Origin of the sequence: Streptomyces sp. JH14 (assembly GCF_029428675.1) — a bacterium.
In the GTDB taxonomy this organism is placed as follows: Bacteria; Actinomycetota; Actinomycetes; order Streptomycetales; family Streptomycetaceae; genus Streptomyces.
In genome coordinates this window covers 3,933,068-3,956,879 of sequence record NZ_JAJNEL010000001.1, presented here as the reverse complement: position 1 = coordinate 3,956,879, position 23,812 = coordinate 3,933,068, and the positions used below count along the sequence as shown (strand labels likewise).

At 69.8% G+C, this 23,812-nt stretch carries 22 protein-coding genes and 1 pseudogene; 8 read left to right on the top strand and 15 right to left on the bottom strand.

Annotated elements, in window-relative coordinates:
- Window positions 1–22 precede the first annotated feature (22 nt).
- From LRD69_RS17860 to LRD69_RS17835, 6 genes are all read right to left on the bottom strand, one after another.
- Window positions 23–1,681, bottom strand: a complete 1,659-nt coding sequence (locus tag LRD69_RS17860; protein WP_277327575.1) for a DoxX family protein — start codon at window positions 1,679–1,681, stop codon at window positions 23–25.
- Between the two features lie 231 nt (window positions 1,682–1,912).
- A complete protein-coding gene (gene rlmB / locus LRD69_RS17855) occupies window positions 1,913–2,869 on the bottom strand; it encodes a 23S rRNA (guanosine(2251)-2'-O)-methyltransferase RlmB (protein ID WP_277327574.1) in 957 nt (318 codons plus the stop codon).
- 81 nt (window positions 2,870–2,950) lie between these two features.
- Window positions 2,951–4,354 (bottom strand): cysteine--tRNA ligase, encoded by a 1,404-nt coding sequence (gene cysS, locus LRD69_RS17850; protein WP_277327573.1) that lies wholly within the window; start codon window positions 4,352–4,354, stop codon window positions 2,951–2,953.
- Window positions 4,355–4,967: 613 nt separating this feature from the next.
- A complete protein-coding gene (gene ispF / locus LRD69_RS17845) occupies window positions 4,968–5,465 on the bottom strand; it encodes a 2-C-methyl-D-erythritol 2,4-cyclodiphosphate synthase (RefSeq protein WP_277327572.1) in 498 nt (165 codons plus the stop codon).
- Entirely contained in the window at window positions 5,455–6,201 is a 747-nt protein-coding gene (gene ispD / locus LRD69_RS17840; RefSeq protein WP_277327571.1) for a 2-C-methyl-D-erythritol 4-phosphate cytidylyltransferase, read from the bottom strand. The genes ispF and ispD overlap by 11 nt, the downstream gene beginning before the upstream one ends.
- Window positions 6,202–6,500: 299 nt before the next feature.
- Window positions 6,501–6,983: a CarD family transcriptional regulator gene (locus tag LRD69_RS17835; protein ID WP_006380568.1), complete on the bottom strand. Its 483-nt coding sequence runs from the start codon at window positions 6,981–6,983 to the stop codon at window positions 6,501–6,503.
- Between the two features lie 634 nt (window positions 6,984–7,617).
- Here LRD69_RS17835 and LRD69_RS17830 point away from each other — a divergent pair.
- The gene (locus LRD69_RS17830; protein WP_277327570.1) at window positions 7,618–8,298 is read left to right on the top strand and encodes a DUF461 domain-containing protein; all 681 of its coding nucleotides are present in this window, start codon (window positions 7,618–7,620) and stop codon (window positions 8,296–8,298) included.
- 70 nt (window positions 8,299–8,368) lie between these two features.
- On the opposite strand, the gene LRD69_RS17825 is transcribed toward LRD69_RS17830, so the two are convergent.
- The gene (locus tag LRD69_RS17825; protein WP_030929487.1) at window positions 8,369–9,049 is read right to left on the bottom strand and encodes a response regulator transcription factor; all 681 of its coding nucleotides are present in this window, start codon (window positions 9,047–9,049) and stop codon (window positions 8,369–8,371) included.
- Entirely contained in the window at window positions 9,046–10,320 is a 1,275-nt protein-coding gene (locus LRD69_RS17820; protein WP_277327569.1) for an ATP-binding protein, read from the bottom strand. Before LRD69_RS17820 ends, LRD69_RS17825 begins: the two co-directional genes overlap by 4 nt.
- Before the next feature lie 196 nt (window positions 10,321–10,516).
- On the opposite strand from LRD69_RS17820, the gene phoU reads away from it, so the two are divergent.
- On the top strand, window positions 10,517–11,194 hold the full coding sequence (gene phoU / locus LRD69_RS17815) for a phosphate signaling complex protein PhoU (protein WP_277327568.1): 678 nt from the start codon (window positions 10,517–10,519) through the stop codon (window positions 11,192–11,194).
- A gap of 203 nt (window positions 11,195–11,397) precedes the next feature.
- Entirely contained in the window at window positions 11,398–11,538 is a 141-nt protein-coding gene (locus LRD69_RS17810) for a hypothetical protein (RefSeq protein ID WP_277327567.1), read from the top strand.
- Between the two features lie 116 nt (window positions 11,539–11,654).
- Here the strand turns inward: LRD69_RS17810 and LRD69_RS17805 are convergent, their stop codons facing one another.
- Window positions 11,655–12,935 (bottom strand): MFS transporter, encoded by a 1,281-nt coding sequence (locus LRD69_RS17805; protein WP_277327566.1) that lies wholly within the window; start codon window positions 12,933–12,935, stop codon window positions 11,655–11,657.
- 196 nt (window positions 12,936–13,131) lie between these two features.
- Here LRD69_RS17805 and LRD69_RS17800 point away from each other — a divergent pair, with 196 nt between their 5' ends.
- On the top strand, window positions 13,132–13,890 hold the full coding sequence (locus tag LRD69_RS17800; protein WP_277327565.1) for a phosphoglyceromutase: 759 nt from the start codon (window positions 13,132–13,134) through the stop codon (window positions 13,888–13,890).
- A 78-nt stretch (window positions 13,891–13,968) separates the two neighbouring features.
- On the opposite strand, the pseudogene LRD69_RS17795 reads toward LRD69_RS17800, so the two are convergent.
- Both LRD69_RS17795 and LRD69_RS17790 read right to left on the bottom strand, forming a co-directional pair.
- Window positions 13,969–14,181, bottom strand: a pseudogene (locus tag LRD69_RS17795) (tyrosine-type recombinase/integrase); the annotation flags it as partial.
- Window positions 14,182–14,312: 131 nt separating this feature from the next.
- On the bottom strand, window positions 14,313–15,257 hold the full coding sequence (locus tag LRD69_RS17790; RefSeq protein ID WP_277327564.1) for a YcxB family protein: 945 nt from the start codon (window positions 15,255–15,257) through the stop codon (window positions 14,313–14,315).
- Window positions 15,258–15,490: 233 nt separating this feature from the next.
- On the opposite strand from LRD69_RS17790, the gene LRD69_RS17785 reads away from it, so the two are divergent.
- Entirely contained in the window at window positions 15,491–16,063 is a 573-nt protein-coding gene (locus tag LRD69_RS17785) for an SMI1/KNR4 family protein (protein WP_277327563.1), read from the top strand.
- 821 nt (window positions 16,064–16,884) lie between these two features.
- On the opposite strand, the gene LRD69_RS17780 is transcribed toward LRD69_RS17785, so the two are convergent.
- The 3 genes from LRD69_RS17780 to LRD69_RS17770 form a co-directional block, all read right to left on the bottom strand.
- Window positions 16,885–17,391: a hypothetical protein gene (locus LRD69_RS17780; protein ID WP_277327562.1), complete on the bottom strand. Its 507-nt coding sequence runs from the start codon at window positions 17,389–17,391 to the stop codon at window positions 16,885–16,887.
- A 294-nt stretch (window positions 17,392–17,685) separates the two neighbouring features.
- Entirely contained in the window at window positions 17,686–19,191 is a 1,506-nt protein-coding gene (locus LRD69_RS17775) for a sulfatase-like hydrolase/transferase (protein WP_277327561.1), read from the bottom strand.
- A gap of 351 nt (window positions 19,192–19,542) precedes the next feature.
- The gene (locus LRD69_RS17770; RefSeq protein WP_277327560.1) at window positions 19,543–20,988 is read right to left on the bottom strand and encodes an arylsulfatase; all 1,446 of its coding nucleotides are present in this window, start codon (window positions 20,986–20,988) and stop codon (window positions 19,543–19,545) included.
- Between the two features lie 312 nt (window positions 20,989–21,300).
- Here LRD69_RS17770 and LRD69_RS17765 point away from each other — a divergent pair, with 312 nt between their 5' ends.
- Together LRD69_RS17765 and LRD69_RS17760 are read left to right on the top strand one after the other, a co-directional pair.
- Complete coding sequence (locus tag LRD69_RS17765) at window positions 21,301–21,549, top strand: hypothetical protein (RefSeq protein WP_277327559.1); 249 nt, start codon at window positions 21,301–21,303, stop codon at window positions 21,547–21,549.
- Entirely contained in the window at window positions 21,546–21,788 is a 243-nt protein-coding gene (locus LRD69_RS17760; RefSeq protein ID WP_277327558.1) for a hypothetical protein, read from the top strand. The genes LRD69_RS17765 and LRD69_RS17760 overlap by 4 nt, the downstream gene beginning before the upstream one ends.
- Window positions 21,789–21,822: 34 nt before the next feature.
- On the opposite strand, the gene LRD69_RS17755 is transcribed toward LRD69_RS17760, so the two are convergent.
- The gene (locus tag LRD69_RS17755) at window positions 21,823–22,602 is read right to left on the bottom strand and encodes a hypothetical protein (protein ID WP_277327557.1); all 780 of its coding nucleotides are present in this window, start codon (window positions 22,600–22,602) and stop codon (window positions 21,823–21,825) included.
- Between the two features lie 145 nt (window positions 22,603–22,747).
- On the opposite strand from LRD69_RS17755, the gene LRD69_RS17750 reads away from it, so the two are divergent.
- Entirely contained in the window at window positions 22,748–23,755 is a 1,008-nt protein-coding gene (locus LRD69_RS17750; RefSeq protein WP_277327556.1) for an aminoglycoside phosphotransferase family protein, read from the top strand.
- Window positions 23,756–23,812 lie beyond the last annotated feature (57 nt).

Sequence of the window (23,812 nt, the reverse complement as noted above, 5' to 3'; positions counted from 1 at the left end):
TCTCTGTCGTGCTTCTTGCTCCTCAGCCGAACAGCCCGCCGATCGGGTTGCGGCCGCCGCCCGACGTGCCGCCGGACGTCGAGCCCGTGGAGTCGCCGCCGGTCGATCCGCCGCCAGTCGATCCGCCGCCGGTGGAACCGCCGCCCGTGCCGGTGGAACCGGACGAGGTCGGTCCGGAGCTGGTGGCCGGCGGCTGCGGGGGCGTCCGCCGCGGAGTCCGGCTGCCGGTGCCCTGCGTCTGGCTGGGCTGTCCGGCGCCGGCGGCCTGGCCGGATTCGCGGACGCTGCCCGTACCGGGTGTGGACGCCGGGGCGGACGGGATGGTGGCGGCACTGGAGCGCGACGGTGCGGGCTTCCGTCCTGCGGGGGTGTGCGAGGGGCTGCCGGTGGACTCCTGCGGGAGCGGGGAACCGGGAAGCTGGTTGGTCGGGTTGTCGTTCGGGCCGGGCACGGTGACGACCTCGGAGGAGCGTACGGCGCCTCCGAGCATCGAGCCGACCAGCAGGGTGAGCCCGACGACGACGGTGGCGACGACGGCGCCGCGGCGCAGTACCCGGCGGCGCAGGTCCCAGATCGCGGAGCGCGGGCCGAGCCTGCGCCAGGCCTCGCCGGCCAGCCGTCCGTCGACGGAGTAGACGGGGGCGCCCGCGATGATCAGCGGGCTCCAGGCGGCGAGGTAGATGATGTCCGGCGCGTCGTAGACGGCGACGGTGCGCCAGCTGACGGTGACCAGCAGGGCGGCGGAGAGCAGGGCGCCGACGGAGGCGGCGAGGCGCTGCCACAGGCCGAGAACGGTGAGGACACCGACGACGATCTGGAGGAAGGCGACGCTGAGTCCGGCGCCGACCGGGTGCGAGAGCGCGAAGTCCCGCAGCGGCTCGGCGAGCGCCCAAGGGTGCAGTGATGCCAGCCACTTGACCATGGAGCCCCGGTCGCCGCCGTCGAAGAAGACGGGGTCGCAGAGCTTGCCCATGCCGGCGTAGATGGAGATGAAGCCGAGGAAGACCCGCATCGGGAGGAGTACGACCCCGAGGTTCATCCGGCGGCCGGGGTAGTAGGCGTGCCGGACGGCGTCGGCGCCGTGGCGCGGCGGCCTGGCCCCGAGGGTTTCCTCGAACTCGTCGTCCTCGTACGGCTCTTCCTCGTACGGTCCGGTGTCCACGGGGTCGTATGCGCCGACCGCCTGCCGCATGGGCGGCAGCAGCGGTCCGTTGCCGGGGAAGCCGGGCTGGTGCGGTGCCGTGATGACGGGGGTCGGCTGGGTGTCGTCCAGGTGCGGGGCGACCTGCGTGGTGACGCCGCCGCGTCCGTCGTCGAACCCGGAGCCGTACGAGCTGTACGCGTCATACGCGTCATACGCGCCGTACGTGTCGCCCACGCGGCCCGCGGTGGAGTTCCGTACGGCTTGGAGAAGTCCGGTGGCGCCGGGGTCGCCGGGGGCGGACCTGCCGCTCCACACGACGGGTGTGCGCCTGCCGCGCCCGGCGCCGGAGCCGCTCATCGCGGGAATCCTGACCGGCCCCACAGGGGCTGTACCGCGCAGCCGTACCCGCTGGCCGGGCGCGAGCTGCACCCGGAAGCTGGCGTGGCTGACGATGACCTGCGCAGGGTCGCAGTCCACCTTGGTCATGCTCAGGGCGGGCAGTTCGTCGAACCGCGGCGTTCTGGTGTCCACACTCATCTAACCGAGTGATCTGTGTTTAGGACACTGCCTTGACGGGCCTGAAGTGTCCGAGGCCCGTCAACAGGTGGTGACGGGTGTCGCCGCCCCGTCGGCGGACGCCCGACCGGGTGCTTTTCCGGGGGCGAGGAGCCGCGAGATCCCGGCCACCGGCGCACCCGTGCGCCGGTGGCACCCGCACCCCTTCGCTTCCCCTCCGCTCCCGGCCGGTCCGGCGGATGCGACGGTGCGTCAGGCGCGGCGCCGGGCCGTCTCGTACAGCACGATGCCCGCCGCCACACCGGCGTTCAGCGATTCCGCACCACCCGGCATCGGGATCCGCACCAGGTAGTCACAGGTCTCGCCGACCAGCCGGCCCAGACCCTTGCCCTCGCTGCCGATCACGATGACGACGGGGCCGCCCAGGGCCTCGAGGTCCTGCACGGTGTGCTCGCCGTCCGCGGCGAGGCCGACGACCGTGATGCCCGCCTTCTGGTAGCCCTCCAGGGCGCGGGTCAGGTTCGTCACGCGGGAGACCGGCGTACGGGCCGCGGTGCCCGCCGACGACTTCCAGGCTCCGGCGGTCATCCCGGCCGCGCGGCGCTCCGGCACGACCACCCCGTGGCCGCCGAACGCGGAGACGGAGCGGACGATCGCACCCAGGTTGCGCGGGTCGGTGACCCCGTCGAGCGCGACGATCAGCGGGTCCTCGCCGTTGTCGTACGCGGCGGCGGTGAGGTCCTCCGGGTGCGCGTACTCGTACGGCGGGACCTGGAGGACGAGGCCCTGGTGGTTCAGGCCGTTCGTCATCCGGTCGAGCTCGGGGCGCGGCGCCTCCATCAGATTGATGTTGCCGCGCTCGCCGGCCAGCTGGAGCGCGTCGCGGACCCGCTCGTCGTTCTCGATGTACTGCTGCACGTACAGGGTGGTCGCGGGGACGCCGTCGCGCAGCGCCTCGTAGACCGGGTTGCGCCCCACGACCATCTCGGACGTGCCCTTGACGCCGCCGCGCCGGGGCGCGGGGCGGCGGGCCGCGGCCTGCTTGGCCTGGGCGTTCGCGATCCGGTTCTTCTTGTGTCCCTTACGGACGGAGGCGGGCGGCGTCGGTCCCTTGCCTTCGAGACCACGGCGTCGCTGGCCACCGCTGCCGACCTGCGCGCCCTTCTTGTTGGACGTGCGGCGGTTCCTGCGCTGGCTGTTCCCGGCCATGACCTACCTGTTTCCTTGCTTCAGACGTGCGTACGTAATGAAAGTGTGCCGCCCGGATCGCCGGGCGGCACATGGTGAGGACTACTGGCGCGGGCCGAGCGTCCACCGTGGGCCGGTCGGGCTGTCCTCGATGACGAGTCCCGTCTGGTTGAGCTGGTCGCGGATGGCGTCGGCGGCGGGCCAGTCCTTGCGGTCGCGGGCGGACTGGCGCTGGTCCAGGACGAGGCGTACGAGGGTGTCGACGACCCCGTGCAGGTCCTCGCCGCGGTCGCTCTCGCCGCTCCAGTGCGGGTCGAGGGGGTCGAGGCCGAGGACGCCGAGCATGGCCCGGACTTCCGCGAGCCGTGCGACGGCGGCGTCCTTGTCGTCGGCGGCGAGGGCGGAGTTGCCCTGCCGCACGGTGGTGTGGACGATCGCGAGGGCCTGCGGGACGCCCAGGTCGTCGTCCATCGCCTCGGCGAACGCGAGCGGCACCTCGGAGGCGGGCTCGACCTCGCCGCCCGCCTTCTCGATGACGCGCTGGACGAAGCCCTCGATCCGCGCGAACGCGGACTCCGCCTCGCGCAGGGCCTCCTCGCTGTACTCGATCATCGACCGGTAGTGCGGGGTACCGAGGTAGTAGCGCAGCACGATCGGCCGCCAGGTCTTGACCATCTCGCTGACCAGCACGGAGTTGCCGAGTGATTTCGACATCTTCTCGCCGGACATGGTGACCCAGCCGTTGTGCACCCAGTACTTCGCGAACTCGTCGCCGTAGGCCTTGGCCTGGGCGATCTCGTTCTCGTGGTGCGGGAAGATCAGGTCGATGCCGCCGCCGTGGATGTCGAAGGCGGTACCGAGGTACTTGTGCGCCATGGCGGAGCACTCCAGGTGCCAGCCGGGCCGGCCGCGGCCCCAGGGCGTCTCCCAGCTCGGCTCGCCCGGCTTGGTCGCCTTCCACATCGCGAAGTCGCGCTGGTCGCGCTTGCCGGTCTCGCCCTCGCCGGACGGCTGGCGCAGGTCGTCCAGGTCCTGGTTGGACAGCTCGAGGTAGCCGGGGAAGGAGCGCACGTCGAAGTAGACGTTGCCGTCGGCCTCGTAGGCGTGGCCGCGTTCGATGAGGCCGCGCATCATCTCGATCATCTCGGTGATGTGGCCGGTCGCGCGCGGTTCGTAGGTGGGCGGGAGGCAGCCGAGCGCGTCGTAGCCGTCGTTGAACGCGCGCTCGTTCTCGTACCCGATCGACCACCAGGGGCGGCCCTGTTCGGCCGACTTGTTGATGATCTTGTCGTCGATGTCGGTGACGTTCCGGATGAACGTGACGTCGTAACCGCGGTAGGCGAACCAGCGGCGCATGATGTCGAAGTTCAGCCCCGACCGGATGTGCCCGATGTGCGGGGCGGCCTGGACGGTCGCGCCACAGAGGTAGATCGAGACACAGCCCGCTGTGAGCGGTACGAAGTCACGGATCTGCCGGGCGCTGGTGTCGTACAGGCGAATAGTCACCCCTCAAGGGTAGTGGGCCCACACCAGTGCCCCGCGACCCCTTTCGGGATCGTGGCGGACGACTTTGTGCCAGTGCCCCCGAACGGGTCGTCGTTCGTCGTGGGGTGCCGCTGTTCCGGGGCGGGGGGTTCCGTCCTCAATCGCCGGACGGGCTCGGGGTGTCCGACCCGGGTCGGGAGCTTGCCGTTGCCTTGGTTCGGTGGGTGGTGGTCCGGGGCCCCTCCGGGGTGTCTCCTCAAACGACGAACGTTCGGGCTCGTCGTCGGAGGAGCCCGGGTCTGTGTTCGTCGTCCTGCGGGGACCCCCCTGCACGGCCCCGGACCGGGCCGTCGCGCGGCTGCAGCCCGATGACACTCCCGTCCACGACCACCGGGGTGCAGACGCGAGTGATGCGTGGGTGGGGCCGTGCAGGGGAGTCCCCGCAGGGACTGGCGCACCTGCCGGGCTCGTCCGCGTTGCGGGCTTCCGCGCCAGTCCTGAGGAGACGCCCCGGAGGGGCCCCGCCCACCCCACCCCCGGCCGGAGGCGACGGCACCCCCACGGCCCGGGGTGACACAACCAAGCCCGTCCGGCGATTGAGGGCGGAACCCCGCACCCCCGACCCCGGCGCGAGTCAGGTCACCCGGTAGACCAGGGCCGTCGCAACCCCGGCCAGCCCCTCCGCCCGCCCCGTGAATCCCAGCCCGTCCGACGTCGCGGCCGACAGCGAGACCGGCGCGCCGACCGCCGCGGACAGCACCTTCTGCGCCTCGTCGCGCCGCTTGCCGATCTTCGGCCGGACACCGATGACCTGAACGGCGACGTTCCCGATCTCGAACCCTTCGGCCCGTACGATCCGCGCCGCCTCGGTCAGCAGCGTCACGCCCGCGGCGCCGGACCACTCGGGGCGCCCCGTCCCGAAGTGCTGGCCCAGGTCGCCGAGCCCGGCCGCCGAGAAGAGCGCGTTGCAGGCCGCGTGCGCGACGACGTCGGCGTCGGAGTGGCCGGCCAGCCCCGGCCCCTCGCCCTCCCAGAGCAGCCCCGCGCACCACAGCTCGCGGCCCTCCTCGAAGGCGTGGATGTCGGTCCCGATCCCGACCTGCGGAATGACGGGAACGTGCTCAGAAGCCATCGTTCGCCCTCCTGCGTGCGAGAACCGCCTCGGCCAGCACCAGATCCAGCGGCCGGGTCACCTTGAATGCCTCTTCGTGCCCGGGTACGACCACGACGGGCGCCCCGAGCTGTTCGACCATGCCGGCGTCGTCGGTCGCGCCGTCGCCGTCGACGGCGACCGCCGCATGGGCGCGGACCAGCGTGTCCCGGTCGAAGCCCTGCGGTGTCTGTACGGCGCGCAGCCGGGCGCGGACGGGGGTGCCGAGCACCGGCTCGGGCGCTCCGGGCGCGCCGGGCTCGACCTCCTTGACGGTGTCGGCGAGCGGCAGTGCGGGGACGACGGCGGGTGCCCCGTCCCGCACGGCCTCGATCACCGCGTCCACGGTGTCCACGGGCACCAGCGGGCGGGCCGCGTCGTGGACGAGGACGACGGAGATGTCCTCGGGCAGCGCGTCGATGCCGAGCCCGACCGATTCCTGGCGGGTGTCGCCGCCCGGCACGACGACGTAGTCGGTGCGTTCGGGCAGGGCGTGCTCGTCCAGCAGGTGCTTCACCTCGGGCGCGCCGTCCGGCGGTGCGACCACGACCACCAGGGACACGTACCGGGAGGCCGCCATGGCCCGTACCGCGTGGATGAGCATGGGCGTCCCGCTCAGCGCGCGGAGCGCCTTGGGGGCGCCCGGGCCGAGCCGTACGCCGCGGCCGGCGGCGGGAATCACCGCGGCGGTGCGGTACGGACGCGATTGATCAGACATCGGTTGCACTCCGAAGCATCAGCATGTTTGTTTCCACAGCCGACATGGGTATGGCCACAAGCGAGCCGGGCGCGACGCTTGACCTGACCGGGACCCTTTCCGTGACACCCGGTCGGGGTCGGGGAAGTCGCATCGGCCGCTCGGGGTCGGCTCTGCAAGATCGCGAGCAAGATATCGCTACGTGTCGTAGGGATGGTCCGCACCGTATCCGGACATGCCGCAGCGCCCGACGACACACCGTGAAAACGGCTGGTCAGCGGGCACCGCGGCACATTTATTTACGACCGGTGCGATCCGGGTCAGGACGCGAGGACCTCGTCGAGCAGAGCCTCGGCCTTGTCTTCGTTCGTGTTTTCCGCGAGAGCGAGCTCGCTCACCAGGATCTGGCGAGCCTTGGCGAGCATGCGCTTCTCACCTGCGGAGAGACCACGCTCGCGCTCACGACGCCACAGGTCGCGAACCACTTCGGCGACCTTGATGACATCGCCGGAGGCGAGCTTCTCGAGATTTGCCTTGTAGCGCCGGGACCAGTTCGTCGGCTCTTCGGCGTACGGTGCGCGCAGCACCTCGAAGACCCGGTCCAGCCCCTCCTGCCCGACTACGTCGCGCACACCCACGAACTCCGCATTGTCCGCCGGCACACGAACCGTCAAGTCGCCCTGGGCGACCTTGAGCACCAAGTAGGTCTTGTCCACGCCTTTGATCTGGCGAGTTTCGATAGCCTCGATCAGCGCGGCCCCGTGATGGGGATAGACCACGGTGTCGCCAACCTTGAACGTCATGTGACAGGTACCCCTTCCGTGGCTATCCAGAGTAACACGAGAACAGCTTCTCCTGAATGGCGTTTTCGCAGGTCAGGGCATATCTCAGGGCTTGACAACAGCGTCACGAACGTGCTGCGGAAGCCTTCCCGGAGACGGTATTCGCAGGTCGGAGCGGCTGTACGGGCGAGGCGAAACGCCTACGTCACATGCCCTCGAACCCTTCACGAAGTGGCCGAACGTCCCGTTTTGCCGGGTTCCAGATGGTGGACTTTCCGTACTCCGTTCGGAGATCGATCACCCGCACGGACGTAAGTGCCGGTGGCCAATGAAATTGATCAACGCCCGGCCGTTGCGGAGATTATGTGCAAGGAATGCGTCAAGGCCCCAGGAATTGATCAAGCCGGTTATGTGAACAGCATGCGAATCACCGGAGACGGGGGCCTGAGCAGGTACGCGGACCGCGACCCGGGGACCGTCGAGCGGCAGGCCCGCGGATCGGCGGTCCTGATGCCCGGGGGCATCAGGGGCGGGTCGGGTGCGGGGCGGGGACGACGGCTCGGTAACCTAAGGCCGCTGACACACCCTTAGGGCGGCTTTACGCCGCTCGCCCCTCCCGTCCGTGAAGTCGTACGTTCAAGGAGTTGCCGCCGCCGTGAGCCGCAGCCTTCGACGCGGCGCCCTTGCCGCCACTGCCATCGTGATCTCGATCGGTGCGCTTTCCGCGTGTGGTGCCGGCAATGACGCGCAGACGCTCGAGATCAAGCCGGACAACGCTGCCACCACCCTCGGTGACATCAGGATCCAGAACGCGAACGTCATCACCCAGCCGGAGCACAACGCCGAAGGTCCGGCCGTCGTCGCCGCGACGCTGTTCAACAACGGCACCAAGCAACAGACGCTCGACGCGATCACTCTGCCGGGCACCGGCGCGACGGTGCAGCTGCACGCCGCCGGCGGTGCGGGACCGGTCGTCCTCCCGGCCGGCGGCAGGGTCGTCCTCGGCGGCAAGGGCAACGCGTCCGCCGTGATCGAGAACGGCCGCGAGGCGGCGCAGAACGGCAACGTGCAGGCGGTCGTCTTCAAGTTCAGCGAGACCGGCGACGTCCCGCTCGGCGCCTTCGTCGTCCCGGCCACCAGCTTCTTCACGGGCTTCGGCCCGAGCTCGATCCCGGTGGCACCGGCGGCCACGCCGTCCGCGGCCGCGGGCGCGCCGTCGGCCTCCCCCTCCGAGGAGGCGGGCGCCGCGGGCAGCGAGGACACCCCGGGCGACGCGGGCAGCGAGAACACCCCGACCGACGCGGCCTCCGCGTCGGCGGACACGTCGACCGACTGAGCCGGCACATGAAGGAAGGCGCCTCCCGGCCGGGAGGCGCCTTCCTTCATGTCTGCGGGTCCGGGCCGGTTTACGGCTCGAACTTGTATCCCAGGCCACGCACCGTCACCAGGAAGCGCGGCGCCCCCGGGTCCGGCTCGATCTTGGCGCGCAGGCGCTTGACGTGGACGTCGAGGGTCTTGGTGTCGCCCACGTAGTCCGCGCCCCAGACGCGGTCGATCAGCTGCATCCGGGTCAGTACCCGGCCGGCGTTGCGCAGCAGCATCTCCAGCAGGTCGAACTCCTTGAGCGGGAGGTCGACCTTGCCGCCGGAGACCGTGACGACGTGCCGGTCCACGTCCATCCGGACCGGGCCCGCCTCCAGGGCGGCCGGCGTGACCTCCTCCGGTTCGCCGCGGCGGCGCAGCACCGCGCGGATGCGGGCGACGAGCTCCCGCGAGGAGAACGGCTTGGTCACATAGTCGTCGGCTCCTATTTCCAGGCCGACGACCTTGTCGATCTCGCTGTCCTTGGCCGTGACCATGATCACGGGGACGTTGGACCTGTTGCGCAGCTGGCGGCAGACCTCGGTGCCGGGCAGGCCCGGCAGCATCAGGTCGAGGAGGACGAGGTCGGCGCCGTTGCGCTCGAACTCGTCCAACCCGTCCGGACCCGTGGCCGCGATGGCGACCTCGAAGCCTTCTTTGCGGAGCATGTAGGACAGGGCGTCGCTGAAGGATTCCTCATCCTCGACGACAAGCACTCGGGTCACGGAAGGACCTCCGGGGCAGGGAATGGTTCAAGAGTGTCGGGGTCGGCGGCGCCGTAGGTCCCGTCGTCGGCGTTGACGATGAGCGGTCCGCCCGATGAGCGGTCTCGGTCCCGTACGGAACCCGCTTCGGGCAGCCGCAGGGTGAAGGTGGAGCCCTGTCCCTCCGAGCTCCACACGGTGACCTCCCCGCCGTGCGAGGCGGCCACGTGTTTGACGATGGCGAGGCCGAGACCGGTGCCACCGGTGGCACGTGAACGGGCCGGGTCGACGCGGTAGAAGCGTTCGAAGACCCGCTCCCGGTCCTTCTCCGAGATGCCGATGCCCTGGTCGGTCACGGCGATCTCGATCTGGTCCCCGCCCGGTGCGACCAGTCGCCTCGCGGCGATGCCGACGCGGGTGCGGGCGGGGCTGTAGTTGACGGCGTTCTCGACGAGATTGCCGAGTGCCGCGGCGAGCTGGCCGCGGTTGCCCCAGATGTGGAGCTCCGCGGTGCCGCCGGCGGCCATGGTGATCTGTTTGGTGCCGGCCTGCTGGCGGCAGCGGTCGATGGCCTCGGCGACCAGTTCGTCCACCCGTACCGGCTCGGCGTCCTCCAGCGGGTCGTCGTTCTGCACCCGGGAGAGGTCGATCAGCTCCTGTACGAGGTTGGTCAGCCGGGTCGCCTCGATCTGCATCCGGCCCGCGAACCGCTCCACCGCCTCGGGATCGTCGGAGGCGTCCATGACCGCCTCGGAGAGCAGAGAGAGCGCGCCGACAGGGGTCTTGAGCTCATGGCTGACGTTGGCGACGAAGTCGCGCCGCACCGCTTCGATACGGCGGGCCTCGGTGAGGTCCTCGACCAGCAGGAGCACCAGCCTGGAACCCAGCGGGGCGACCCGGGCGGAGACCGCGAGGGCCTCGCCGCGGCCGGTGCCGCGGCGGGGGAGGTCCAGTTCGACCTGTCGTATCTCACCGTCCCTGCGGGTGTCCCTGGCCATGTGCAGCATCGGTTCGACGGCGAGCCGGCCGCCCCTGACCAGTCCGAGCGCATACGCGGCGGAGCTGGCCTTGACCACGCTGTCGCTCTCGTCGAGCACGACCGCGGAGGAGGAGAGCACGGACAGGACCGTGTCGACTCCGGGGGGCAGCGCCCCGTTGCTGTCAGGCCGCAGGGAGGTGCGCGTCGGTTTTTTCAGGTCGCGCTCGCTCCAGCGGAACGCCAGCATGGCGATCACGCCGGTGCACAACCCGGCGATCGCTGCAGCTGCGGCGACCGCCGCGTTCACGTCCATAGCTCAAGGTTAAGCGGGTACGAGGGTGGTCTCCCAGCCATCCGGGTGCGTACTCGAACACTCGTCGCCCAGAGTTCACCGAGGGGCAAGGGTTGGTTCACTTGGTCGGCCGAATCCGGACGCGTACGCCCCGCAGGGTGAGAGCGTGGGGTTCAGGCCTGGCCCCGGCCTTAGTGAGGACTGGAGAGGGACTTCCATGCGCGACGCTTACCACGAGGAACTCGACTCGATCGGCGAGGGCCTCGTCGAAATGGCCCGGCTCGTCGGGTCGGCGATCGGGCGGGCGACGGCGTCCATGCTCGATGCCGATCTCAAGCTCGCCGAGAGCGTGATCGCCGCGGACCAGAAGGTCGACGACCTCCAGCACGACTTGGAGGCGCGGGCGATCGCCCTGCTCGCGCGCCAGCAGCCGGTCGCGACCGACCTGCGGATCGTGGTCACGTCGCTGCGGATGAGCGCCGACCTGGAGCGCGCGGGCGATCTCGCCCAGCACGTCGCCAAGCTGACCCGGCTGCGCTTCCCGGACTCGGCGGTGCCGCACGACCTGCACGCCACCATTCTGGAGATGGGGCAGCTCGCGCAGCGGCTGATGGCCAAGGCGGCCGAGGTGATCATCACGAAGGACGTCGATCTGGCGCTCCAGCTGGAGCAGGACGACGACGAGATGGACCTGCTGCACCGCACGCTGTTCCAGCACCTGATGGACGACCGCTGGAAGCACGGCATCGAGACGGCCGTCGATGTGACGCTGCTCGGCCGCTACTACGAGCGGTTCGCGGACCACGCGGTGTCGGTGGCCAAGAGGGTCGTCTATCTGGTGACGGGCGAGCACGCGGACGAGATCCAGGCCTCGACGTCGGTGGAGGGCGCGTAGCCACCGCGGGACGGCGCATTCTGCGCCGTCTGCGCATGTGCGCCGTCGGTGCGCCGTTCCCGGGACGGCGGAACTGGGCATGCAATGGGATGGGGCGGCAGGCGGTATACGGCATGCCTGGTGGTCCGCGCCCCGGTCGTGCGTCGCTGTCTGTCGTGCGGCCCTGTCGTACGCCTGGACGTATGTCCTAGAGGAGGAACACCATGGCCGACTCCCCCACGACCGAACCCGAGCAGGAGACGCCCGCCGAAGTGGTCCATCTGACGGTGCTCGGCGCCTGTGGCTGCGGCTCCGGCTGCGGGTGCGGGTGCCAGTCCGGTGCCCCGTGCCAGTGCGGCGGCTGATCCGGGCGACCGGACGCGTGAGCGGGAACGGCGCCCGGCGCGGAGGTCTTCCGCGCCGGGCGCCGTTCTGTCCGTACGTACCGAAGAGGTCCGGCCGCGTGGCCCGTCCCGGGTGATCAGGCCGCCTGGTCCGCCGTTTCCCTCCGTGCGCCCGCCGCCGCCACCGGGGCCGCGGCCTTCTCCTCCGTCGGAAGCCCGCGCATGAGCCCCCAGTACCCGAGTGCTGCCACCGTCCCCAGCACCCCGCACATCCCCCACAGCCACTTCGCCCCGTAGTGGTCGATCACCAGACCGGACATCAGCGGAGCAATCAGCGCGGCCGCCGACCACGACATCGTGTACATGCCCTGGTAGCGACCCCGGCCGTGGGCCGGGGAGAGGCGGACGACCAGGTTGCTCTGGACAGGTGCGTTGATGATCTCGCCGATCGTCCAGACGCCGATCGTCAGCGCGTACACGGCGACCGACCCGGCGAACGCGGTCAGTCCGAATCCGTACCCCGCCATCAGCGACGACACGACCAGCAGACTGCGCGGGTCGTGCTGCTGGATGAAGCGGGAGACCGGAATCTGGAGAACCACGATCATCACGCCGTTGACGGCGATCGCGGTGCCGAAGTCGGAGCTGGAGAGCCCGTCCGTACCCATGGCGACCGGCAGTCCCACGTAGCCCTGCTGGAAGATCAGCGCGACCACGAACGACAGCCCGACGACGCTCATGAACCGCCCGTCGCGCAGCACGGTGGAGAGCCGGACAGCGGGCTCGGCCGGCGCCGTTCCCGGGACCATTGCGTGCGCCGTCTGCGGCCGGGACTCCGGAACCTTCAGGAAGACGACGACCGCGCAGAACAGCGTCATCGCCGCCTCGACCATGAACCCGGCGAGATAGCTGTACTCGGCGATGAACCCGGCGCCGGCGGAGGAGACCGCGAAACCCAGGTTGACCGCCCAGTAGTTCAGGGAGAACGCCCGCACCCGGTCCTCGGGGCGGACGATGTCGGCCATCATCGCCTGCACGGCGGGCCGCGACGCGTTGCTGGCCATACCGACGACGAAGGCGACGGCGGCGATCGCGGCCGGATGGACCATGAAGCCCAGCACGGCCACCGACACAGCGGTCGAGGTCTGCGCGATCAGCATCGTGGGCCGACGGCCCAGCCGGTCGGTCATCACCCCCGCGCCGAGCGAGGAGATCACCCCGCCGAGCCCGTGCAGCGCGGCGACCAGGCCGGCGTACGAGGCGGAGTAGCCCCGGTCGAGGGTCAGGTAGAGCGCCATGAACGTGGCGACGAACGCCCCGAGCCTGTTGACCAGGGTGCTGGTCCACAGCCACCAGAACTCTCTGGGGAGACCGGAGACGGTCTCATGTGCGACGCGTCTGAGACCGGCGACAGACATACGGGTTTCCCCCCGGGACATGCGGAACGGATGAGGCCGGTAAGTGGCCCGGCAGCTATCCGAACATTACGGAGGGGTGGCTCGGAACCGCCACTCGATTGACGCCGGGCGTCAATCGTCCGGGCACTTCCCCGCGCGCTGTCCGCCCTGTGACCGGGCGCGCGGCGGCCGCAAGGGTTCGATTACGCTCGGACCCATGGCCGACGCACCGTACAAGCTGATCCTCCTCCGCCACGGCGAGAGCGAATGGAACGCGAAGAATCTGTTCACCGGTTGGGTGGACGTCAACCTCACCGAGAAGGGCGAGAAGGAGGCAGTCCGCGGCGGTGAGCTGCTCAAGGACGCCGGTCTGCTCCCCGACGTTTTGCACACCTCCCTCCAGAAGCGCGCCATCCGCACCGCCCAGCTCGCGCTGGAGGCCGCGGACCGGCACTGGATCCCGGTCCACCGCTCCTGGCGTCTGAACGAGCGCCACTACGGCGCCCTCCAGGGCAAGGACAAGGCACAGACGCTCGCCGAGTTCGGCCAGGAGCAGTTCATGCTCTGGCGCCGCTCGTACGACACCCCGCCGCCGGCCCTCGAGGACGGCAGCGAGTTCTCGCAGAGCGACGACCCGCGCTACGCGACGATCCCGAGCGAGCTGCGCCCGCGCACCGAGTGCCTCAAGGACGTTGTCGAGCGCATGCTGCCGTACTGGTACGACGGCATCGTCCCGGACCTGCTGACCGGCCGCACGGTCCTGGTCGCCGCCCACGGCAACAGCCTGCGCGGCCTGGTCAAGCACCTCGACGGCATCTCCGACGCCGACATCACGGGCCTGAACATCCCGACCGGCATCCCGCTCGTCTACGAACTGGACGCCGACTTCCACCCGTTGAACCCGGGCGGCACGTACCTCGACCCGGACGCGGCGGCGGCCGCCATCGAGGCCGTGAAGAACCAGGGCAAGAAGTAGCTTTTGTGATCATGCCCCTGAGCTGCGCAGACGGCGCGACTCAGGGGCATTTTCACGGTCTGGGCCCTCTTTGGGCCCTCAGGCCCTCGGGTCCTGCGGCCGGAGCGCTCGCCCGAGAGCCTTCCGGGCCCGGTCCCGGCGGCTCGGCATGAGGTGCGCGTACACCTTGAACGTCAGTCCCGGATCGGAGTGCTCGAGGTACTCAGCGAGGGCCTTGATGCTCTCCCCGGCATCCAGTAGGACGGACGCGTAGAAGTGACGCAGGGCGTGCATGCCGTGCTCGCGGGCTGCTTCGTCCTAAGAAGCCGGGAACTGTCCCGGCTCACCGCGCGGTAGAACTCTCCCTACTTCATCAAGCTCTTCGGCACCTGCGGCGACTGCGCCGCAGGTGCCGAAGAGGAGTGAGCCCCGGGCCCGCCCGCTCAGAAGTCGTAGCAGGCGTAGTCGCCGTCGGGGCCCTGGGTGATCCGGTCTGAGCCCCAGCAGTGCAGCATCGGCCCGATGCGGTAGAGGGCGGCGCCGCCGACCAGCAGCACGGCTGCGGCGAGCACGGCAGTCACGATCCGCATCACCTTCATCCGCCGTACGGCCCACCATGCGCCGACGACGGCAGGCACCCCCAGGATCAGGGCGACGGCAGAGACCGGCGCGTTGTTGTGCTGGAGCCCGGGGAAGGCATCTGGGTCCGCGGACTTCTGGACGGCGGCGTAGGCGAAGAAGAACAGGACCAGCCCGAGGAGCAGCAGTCCGACGACGCCCGCTCCGCGCCGGACGGCCCGGCCCCGGCTCGGCGTCCTATCGGCGTCCGGCGCCGCAGCGGCAACCGCGCGTACGAGGTGCCGATCGAGGATCGCCCGCAGCCGCCCCGCATCCTCCGGGTTGCTCAGGCCGCGCTTGGGCAGGAGGACGACGCCGACGGCGGACTTGTCGGCGCTGAGCAGCACGAACAGCTCCGGGGTCTCGACATAGCGCGGGTACAGGTGCCAGTCGAGAGTGGCCGAGCTATGGGCGGTGGTGAGGCGGATCCCGGTCTCGTCGACGACGGCGCGGAAGTCGCCCTGCCGCTCGCTGAGCCGGTGGAGCTGGCGGGCCTGCAACCGCGGCACGGCGGTCATGAAGGCAACGAACGCCAGCGCCAGGTACAGGTGCCACGGTGTGTCACGGTGGCCGTCGCCGAGCGTCGAGAGCAGGACTCCGACGGCCGTGACCACCAGCGTGTAGATCAGCAGCCGACGCCGGAAAAGGCCCGCTCTGGTGCTCTTCGCCCGGGTGCGGATCGCTGCCGCGAGGTCGTCAACGGTGGGCCGGTAGGCCAGCTCCACCGGTCTCTCCGCGACGGCGTCCGTCGCTTCCCGGCCTTCGGCCATGTCCCCTCCCCGGTTCGGTGATCAACCGGAGCGTAGCGCTGGGAGAGACGGAACGTGCTCGGGGTCAGGAGCGGAGGGTTGCGGCTGGTGTCTGGGCCAGGCCGTTTCCCTTCGGATCTTGTCGAGGCACCGGAGGCAGCGCCCTAGAGATTCGTCGCAGGGGGTGGTTCTCGTAAGTTGAACCTCAGATACGACACGTCGCGCGGTGCGGGTGGCGGGATGAAGGGTGGGACATGCGCGGGAGAGACGCGGTGGCGGCACTTGCCGAACTCATGCCGGTGGCCAGCGGGGTGGACGAACGGATCGACTGGAGCGAGGTCGAGGCGATCTGGGGGACCCGGTTCCCCACGGACTACGTCCGGTTCATGGAGGTCTACGGGGCGGGGGCGATCAGCGACACGATCAGCATCGATCTGCCGGCGCCGCATGCCGACGGGTGGCCGTACCAGGATGGCCCAGGCTTGCGGGAGGAGACGGAGAACGCCCGTTACACCTGGGAGATGTGCCGCGACGAGGCCGACTTCGACGTGGACCCCGAGTCCATCGTGGCGTGGGCCACCACGTCGGGGGCGGACATCTACTGCTGGGTGACCACGGACGACGATCCGGATCGATGGCCGGTGCTGATCTGCGGGAGGCACACCAACCCCGAGATGCAGTTGCACCCACTCGGGATGGCCGAGTTCCTTCGCAGGCTCCTGAGCGACAAGGCGTTTCGACAGCAGAAAATCAGCGTGGTCCTGGAGGACGAGGTGACCTTCGTCAACTGGAGGAATCGCTCGTCTTCTCTCGGATCACGTGGCTGACCAGATGAAGATGGCGGCGAGATAGATGGTGGCGGTCCTGTCATAGCGGGTGGCCAGGCCGCGCCATCAAGCCGGCTGCGCTCGGCTCCGCCGGGCGCGCTCCCGGCTCCGCCATGGGCGACGCTCCTGCCTTAGGCCGCCTCGTGCACCCAGGTCAGTTCACTACTAGGCGCTCCTGAGGGCACCGCATCGGGCGGTCAGTCGGCCAGCGATGTCTGGGAGGTGGAAGCAACGGACCCGACGGGACGTCGATGGCCCCGCTACAAGTCAGACGATGACGCAACCGTCGCGTTCTGCCAGTGGTTACCTCATGGGTCAGGGTGGGGATCTGTCGAGGCCGCCCCCGCGCGCGGCTGCTCCTCTTCGCGATGAGGGTCCGGGGCGAGGCCACCGGGCCCTCTCTGGGCCCTCCGAGGGCGACAAGCAACGGCCAACAACGACCAATCATGACAACCAAACCGCAGGTCAGTCGCGGCATACACCCTCCCGACCAGGGCCGGAAGACGGGCCCGCCAGACCCAGGGCAAGAAGTAGCTTGTGTGATCATGCCTCCCACCTGCACGTACGGTGCAGGCGGGAGGCATTTTCACGCTCTGGGCCCTCACTGCGGCAGAGCTTGAGGGCGAACTGCCCGGCCGACGTATTCCCGGCACGATCCCGGCTGCCGGGCATGAGGTGCGCGTACGCCTTCGGACTCAGCCCCGGGCCAAAGTGCCCGAGGCACTCACGGCCGGCCTTGACGATCGCCCCGGCGCCCGGCAGAAGGGACAGCCGGCACTCGTACGTGAATGAGCCGGGCCTGATCGGCGTTGCACCGTCTCCTACAGTCCAACCGTCCGGGCACACACGGCTTGTGCGTCCATGAAAACGGGATCGGGTTCGGCGGGGATGCGGTAGTTGAACTGCCATGTGGTCGAGTTGAGCTGATGGCTCCCCAACAGGAACTCCGGGTGCGAGGGAGCCGGGATGCCGTCGACCGACGGTCCCGAGAAACTGACGGCCCCGGAGACGACCTGCCATCCCGCCGGGCAGGAAAGGTTCAGGGTGTCGAACTCCGTGCCGTCGGGCGTCGGTGGCACATTCTCCTGGCGGTCGACGGTCGTGGTCCTCAGGTCCTGGGCCGTCGTGGGCGGCGAGGTGAGCGTGCCACCCCCGGAAGCATGCCCCGTGTCCACCTGACTGTCCCTCCCGGCGGCGCTGTTGGTGTTCTCGTTGCCGAAGTTGAAGACGTTGCCGTGGCCGGTGTTGACCAGAATGCCGCCCGCGGGTCCCGGGTCATTCCTGAAATCCGCAGAAGCTTGCGCGGCAGTGGCAACGGTCAAAGCCACGGCAGCGGCGAAAGATGCGGTCGCACATACTCGTCGATTCACAGCAACCCTCTCGGTTCTGGCAGGTGGTCGCGACCAGGTTGCCGCAGGGCCGATACGCAAGTGATCAGCAACACGATCCGAGCCCCCTGTATGGCTCAGCCCCGACAGGCCCGTGCAACGCGCTCTTCAGCGCTGCTGGACCGAGGACGACCTGCAGCCGGCGATCCGGCCCGCTTCAGCAGTTCTTCGGCCGGCGGACAGGGATGCCGCCGTCCCGGTTCCGGGAACAGGAGTCGCGGGGGCCGCGCGCGATCACTTCTGACGGACCGACTCCGTCATTTCCAAGCCCGTGACATAGTCCAGCAACCGCGGCTGGTAGCCGGGGTCGTCCGGCCGCTGCCGTGTCATGCCGTCGTGCTCCCAGGTCGCCGCCCTCGCATCGGTACGCCAGGGGCGACGTTCCCAGTAGTAGCCACGGAACGGGTCGCGGGTCTCGTTCTGCCACTCCAGCAGCCGGTCGTGCAGCCGGTCGCGCACCCCGGCGTACTCGGGCACGGCGATGAGGTTCACCATCTCGCCCGGGTCGCCCACCAGGTCGTACAGCTCGTCGTCCGACAGCAGGTTCACCACCAGCTTGTACCGCCCGTCCGTCACACCCCGCATGGGCTGGAAGCCACCGAACCCGTCGTGGTCCACCTCGTACCGGCCGAATTCCACGAAGACCGCGTCGGACACCCGCACCGCCGGATCCGCCAGGGCGGGGGCCAGCGAGCTGCCCTGGAGGAACGCGGGCACGGGCAGACCCAGGTGCTCCAGCACGGTGGGCGCCACGTCGATGTGGGACACCGGATGCACGCCGACCCCGCCCGGCTCGGTCACCCCGGGCAGCCTCACCAGCAGCGGCACCCGCGCGATCTCGTCGTACATCGCGGGTCCCTTGGCCCGCAGCCTGTGCGAGCCGAGCATGTCGCCGTGGTCCGAGGTGTAGATCACCAGCGCGTCAGGAGTCTGCTCGTCGATCGCGTCGAGCACCCGGCCGAGTTGGCCGTCGACGAACTCCTGCGACGCGAAGTAGTGCCGGTCGCGCCGCTCGTACCCGCCGGAGCGGTCCTCCATGAGGCGCGGTCCCGCCCACACCTGCTGATGTGCGGGCTTGCCGACCAGGGTGTCGAGGACGTTGTCGTCATGCGGAAAGACGTAGTCACGGTATTTCGCCGCGTACTCGGGCGGGGTGATGCCCGGGTCGTGCGGCTCGTCGTACGAGACCACCAGCAGGAAGTCCCGGTCGGAGTTCTCCCTGATGAAGTCCAGGGCCCGCTCGGTACAGCGGTGGGCATACGTGAACTGCGACTCCACATCGCGTCCGTCGACCGTCGCCGGGTCACGGGAGGCGACCCGCTCGTCCTCGGTGAGCTCCTCCAGATAGGTGCGCATGTCGTACCAGTGGGCGGGGTCCCAGCCGTCCGGGCAGCGCCCGTTGCCGAAGTAGTCGGTGCCGTCCAGATGCCACTTGCCGATGTACGCGGCCGCCACCCCGGCGTCCCGGAGCCGCTGCCCGAGCGTCGGGACGTCCAGGCCCGGGGCGAGGTTGTTGGACCAGGTGCCGTTCGTGTGCGGCCAGGTCCCCGTGAACAGCGCGGAGCGGGCGGGGGCGCACACCGGCTGGGTGGTGTACGCCCGCTCGAACCGCACTCCGGATGAGGCGAGTTGATCCAGCCTGGGCGTGGCCACGCCGGTGTCCCGATAGCAGCCGAGCATGTCCCACCGGGTCGCGTCGGTCATCAGCAGGACCGTCTGGCGCAAGGCGTGGTCAGTCATTGATGTTCTCCGCTCAGTCCGGTTCGTCCACGGCGAACCGGTCGATCACGATCGTCGATCTTCGCCCCGTTCCGGCCCCGCGCCGGCGAAGCCGCGGAGAGGGCATGGTAGGTCAACTCGAGCCTCCGGCAGGGGATCGGCTACGCGGCCTGCCGATCAGTCTGGTTCCAAAGAGGCAGCCGCGCCCATGGACAAAGACGGCCGAGAAGTGGACCTTCCCTTCCTTACCCCGACCTGCCCTGCCCTGCCGTCATGGTGTGCTTGCGGCGTCCGCCGTGCACACCATGCGCAACCGGTGTTGCCGCTCGCACTGTCGGGCGAGTTCCGGGTAAGGGCAGGCAGCCCCACGGATCACAGACGTGCCCTCAGCGCGGGAAGCACCGGGTCCACCGGGCGCCCCGCCACCAGCTCCCCGGCGCACACGAATCCCTCTGGCCGGTCCGCGAGTTCGGCGACGAGCCGCGTCCGCCACCGGACCAGCCGATCGGTCGCTGCCGGGTCGCCGGACAGGTCGTGCAGCTCCTGGGGGTCGGCGTCGAGATCGAAGAGCTGCTCGGTGCCGGATCCCGACAGCCACACATACTTCTCGTGCCCGTCGGTCAGCCACTGGAGCGACTGGTCCAGGATGACGTGTTCGCCGTGCAGCCACTCCCGCAGCGGCGCATGCCCGCCCCGCGCGGCCGGCAGCGCGCTGCGACCGTCGATGCACTCGGGCGCCTCGAGTCCCGCCGCGTCCAGCAACGTGGGCATCACATCGCGCAACTCGACGACGTCGTCACACACCGCGCCCTGCGGCACACCGGGCCCGGCCAGCAGGAACGGGACACGTGCGGAGCCCTCGTACGGGAAGCCCTTGCGCCACATGCCGTGATCACCGAGCATCTCGCCGTGGTCGGAGACGAACGCCACCACGGTGTCCTCCAGCAGCCGGAACTCGTGCAGGGTCTGCAGAAACCGGTTGATCTGCTGATCGATATGCGCCATATGACCGAAGTACCCGGCGCGGGCCCGGTGTTGGACATCAGGGGTCATCCGCCCCACCGGCGTGTCATGCACCCCGTCCCTGCGCCACGGGTCGTACACATCCGCCCAGTCACCGAGCGGCGGCTTCTCCGGCGGGGCCGCCAGGTACTGCTCGAACGCCCAGGCCGGCGGATCGTACGGGGGGTGCGGGCGGTGGTAGGAGAGGAAGAGGAAGAACGGCACAGTGGGGTCGCGCCGGTAGAGGAAGTCGATGGCGCGCGAGGTCGCCCAGTTGGTGGGGTGGAGCCGCTCGGCCTTGTCCCAGGGGCGGGCCACGTTCGAGTTGCAGTTCAGCCCGTGATCGGCGTAGTCCTCGGCCGCGCTCACCCCGGCCTGCTCGCCCAGCCATGCCAGGTAGTCGTCGTAGCCGCGGGGATCACGGTCACGACGGCGCGAGAAGTGCAGGTAACCGTCGTGCAGTTCGATGCCGTCGAAGCCGAGCCGGGTCCGCTTCGGGTAGACGTGCATCTTGCCCACGCACTTCGTCTGGAACCCGGCATCACGGAGGGACCCGGCGAGCGTGGTCGTGTACGGGGTCCAGTCCACCCCGTCCTCGTAACCCACCCGCCCGTGCCGGGTCTGGGAGAGCCCGGTGTGCAGCGCGGCACGCGCCGGGACGCACGTCGGAGTGGCCGAGTAGGCGCGGCTGAACCGTGTCCCGCGAGCGGCGAGTTCGTCCAGATACGGAGCGCGCACCACGGGGTGCCCCTCGGCGGACAGACAGTCGCCGCGCCACTGGTCGACGCAGATCAGCACAACTCCGGTGCGTGTCATCACGGCCCCTTCCCCGCGGGCATGAAAGGTCGGGAGGGCAGGGCGGACGGCCATGTCCTCTGCGAACGGATCCGGGTTTCAGGCCCATTGGTCTCGCTCCGGGACATGAACTGTCAAGGTTCCTTCGGACAAGTCCACTTGTGGTGCGGCTCAGTCCAAGTCGCCTTCCCCGGCGCGGCCCGGCATGACGGGTACCACCGGGTCCACGACGGTCCGCCTGGTCACCACCGTTGTCCGGGACAGGCCCTAGCCTGACCCACACAGCGCAGCGAGTGAACAGAGCAGGAATGCAAGGAGATCGGGAGAACGGTCATGGGCGAGCCTCTGAAGACCTTCGTCGGCGGCACCGAAGTCGACGTGCCCAACAGCATCCCGGACATCCGCGCCGCACTCCCCGAGGAGAGACGCGCGGAGTTCGAACGCGCCATCAACGAGGCGGGGGTGCATGAGATCCAGGCGGTCATGCGGCACTGGATGCTGGAGGCCGTGCCCGATCCCGAGGCGGAACGGATCCTGGAGCGGCTGGCGCAGGACGAGGCCGAGAGGCGGAACGTCTCTTGAGGTTCCGCATCTCCTACGCTCCGCCCGCCGACGACACCCTGGCCAAGATGCGGGACAGCGAGACGTTCCGGGACGAGATGGCGCGCACCCTCGGGCACGACCCGTACGGGCATGGGTCGTCGGCCGTCAAGAGCGAGCACGACCGGCGCGAGGCGACGGTCCTCGGGGCCATCGTGCTCTATTACGTCTCCGGGTCCGTGCTCACCGTCACCGTCGTGAGGCTCGTCCCGCTGCCCTGAGTCCCGCCGCCGCGCCGCATCACGTCCCGCTGGTTCAGGCGAGCTTCGCGAGCTGCGCGTCGACCACCGCGGTCGGCAGCCCGAAGTCCTTCCCGGTGCCGGACGCCGCAAAGTTGAGCGAGGTGAACGAGGCGACCGTGGCACCCTGGCGAGCGACCACGAGCTTGAGCGGACCCTTCTCACCGTCCTGTTCCAGCACCACGGTCCAGGCCACGGCCTCCTCGCCGCCCGAGACCTGCTCCTCCTTGATCGTGACGATCTTCTGCTTCGCACCAGCCACGGTGAAGTCGAAGCCGCCGGAGCACTGGGTGGCGGCGGTGCGCAGGGCGGCGACCGTGTCCTGGGCGCCCTTGCCGTCGTACGAGGAGAGGGAGGTCATCGTGGTCGTGATGTCGAAGGCCGCCTTGAACGCCTCTTCCGGGTTCGCGTCGTCCTCCTTCTCCTTCCTGGGCTCGCTGACGACCTTGCGCTGGTTGGCCGCCGAGGGCTTGCCGACCTGGGCGCCCATCAGCGCATCGGCGAAGCTGTCGCAGGCCTTGTCGGCCGCCGTGACGTCGGCGGCGGCGACGGTGTCGGCCTTGCCCGCCTTGCTGATCTTGTGGCCCTTGACGTCGCCCTGGACCAGCGCGGCCTTCTCCAACTCGGCGGCGGTCAGTGCCTTGACCGCCGCAGGCTGCGCCGGGGCGCTCTCCTCGGGCTTGGCGCCGTCCGCGCCTCCACCGCCGGAATCCGAGCCTCCGCAGGCGGTGGCGACCAGAGCGAGGGAGGCCGCGCAGGCGGCAAGGGCAGTGCGGCGTATGACGGTGGGTCTCATGGCCCGACCCTATGAGTCTGCTGTGGTTTGACGATCAACCATTTCGGGCACGGGACTTGATCGTGATTGCGTTGTGATCATCCCGTGAAAATGCCTGGTCGGCGCGGAACAGTCCGGCCCGCAATCGATGCAGAGGGACATACGCATGCAGAGCCGAGCAACCGTTTCGACCGTTCTCGACGCCGCCGGCGTCGGGGCGGACGACATCGCCGCGTGCGTGCCGCTCACCGGTGGCACGTACAACGCCGTCACCCGCGTCACGCTCACCGACGGCCGGGACTGGGTGGTGAAGATACCGCCGCCGCCCACCGCCCCGGGCATGCGTTACGAACGCGACCTGCTCGTCAACGAGGTCACCTTCTACTCGGAGGCGGCCGCCCAGAACGTCGCGGTCCCTCACGTGGTGCACAGCGTGCTCGATACCGGCGCGGCGACCGGACCGTATCTGGTCATGTCGACCTGCTCCGGACAGCCCTGGTCCGATGCGGCCGCGACCATGACGGACGGTGAGGAGCGGCGGCTCAGGCATGAGCTGGGGCACCTGGTGGGTCACCTGCACGCCGTCACCCGGCCCGAGGGGTTCGGCTACCCGGCCAAGGCGCTGGGTCCGTTGGCCCCGGCCTGGCGGCAGGCGTTCACCGCGATGACCGACGCCGTGCTCGCCGACGCGGACACCTACCGCGTCCGCCTGACGCGTCCGACGGACCGCATCCGTGCGCTGCTCGCCGCCGCGGCGCCCGTCCTCGACGACGTCACCCGGCCCACCCTCGTCCATTTCGACCTGTGGCAGGGCAATCTGCTCGTCGACGGGGAGCCGGGTGCCCGGACCATCGGCGCGATCGTCGACGGGGAGCGGATGTTCTGGGGCGACCCGGTCGCCGACTTCGTCTCGCTCGCCCTCCTCGGGGACATGGAGAAGGACGAGGAGTTCCTCGCCGGGTACGCGACGGGGTCGGGCGGGGCCGTGGAGTTCGACGCGTCCGTGCGACTGCGGCTCGCGCTCTACCGCTGCTACCTCTACCTGATCATGCTCGTGGAGACCGTGCCCCGCCGCACCCCCGCCGAGCAGCGGGAGTGGATCCGGCGCGAGGTGGAGCCGCAGCTCGAATCGGCCCTGACGGACATCGAGTCGGCGCTGCGGACGCGTGGCTGACACGGCACCGGGCGACGCCGCGCCGGCGCTGCGGACCGGAAGCGGCCGCAGCGCCGG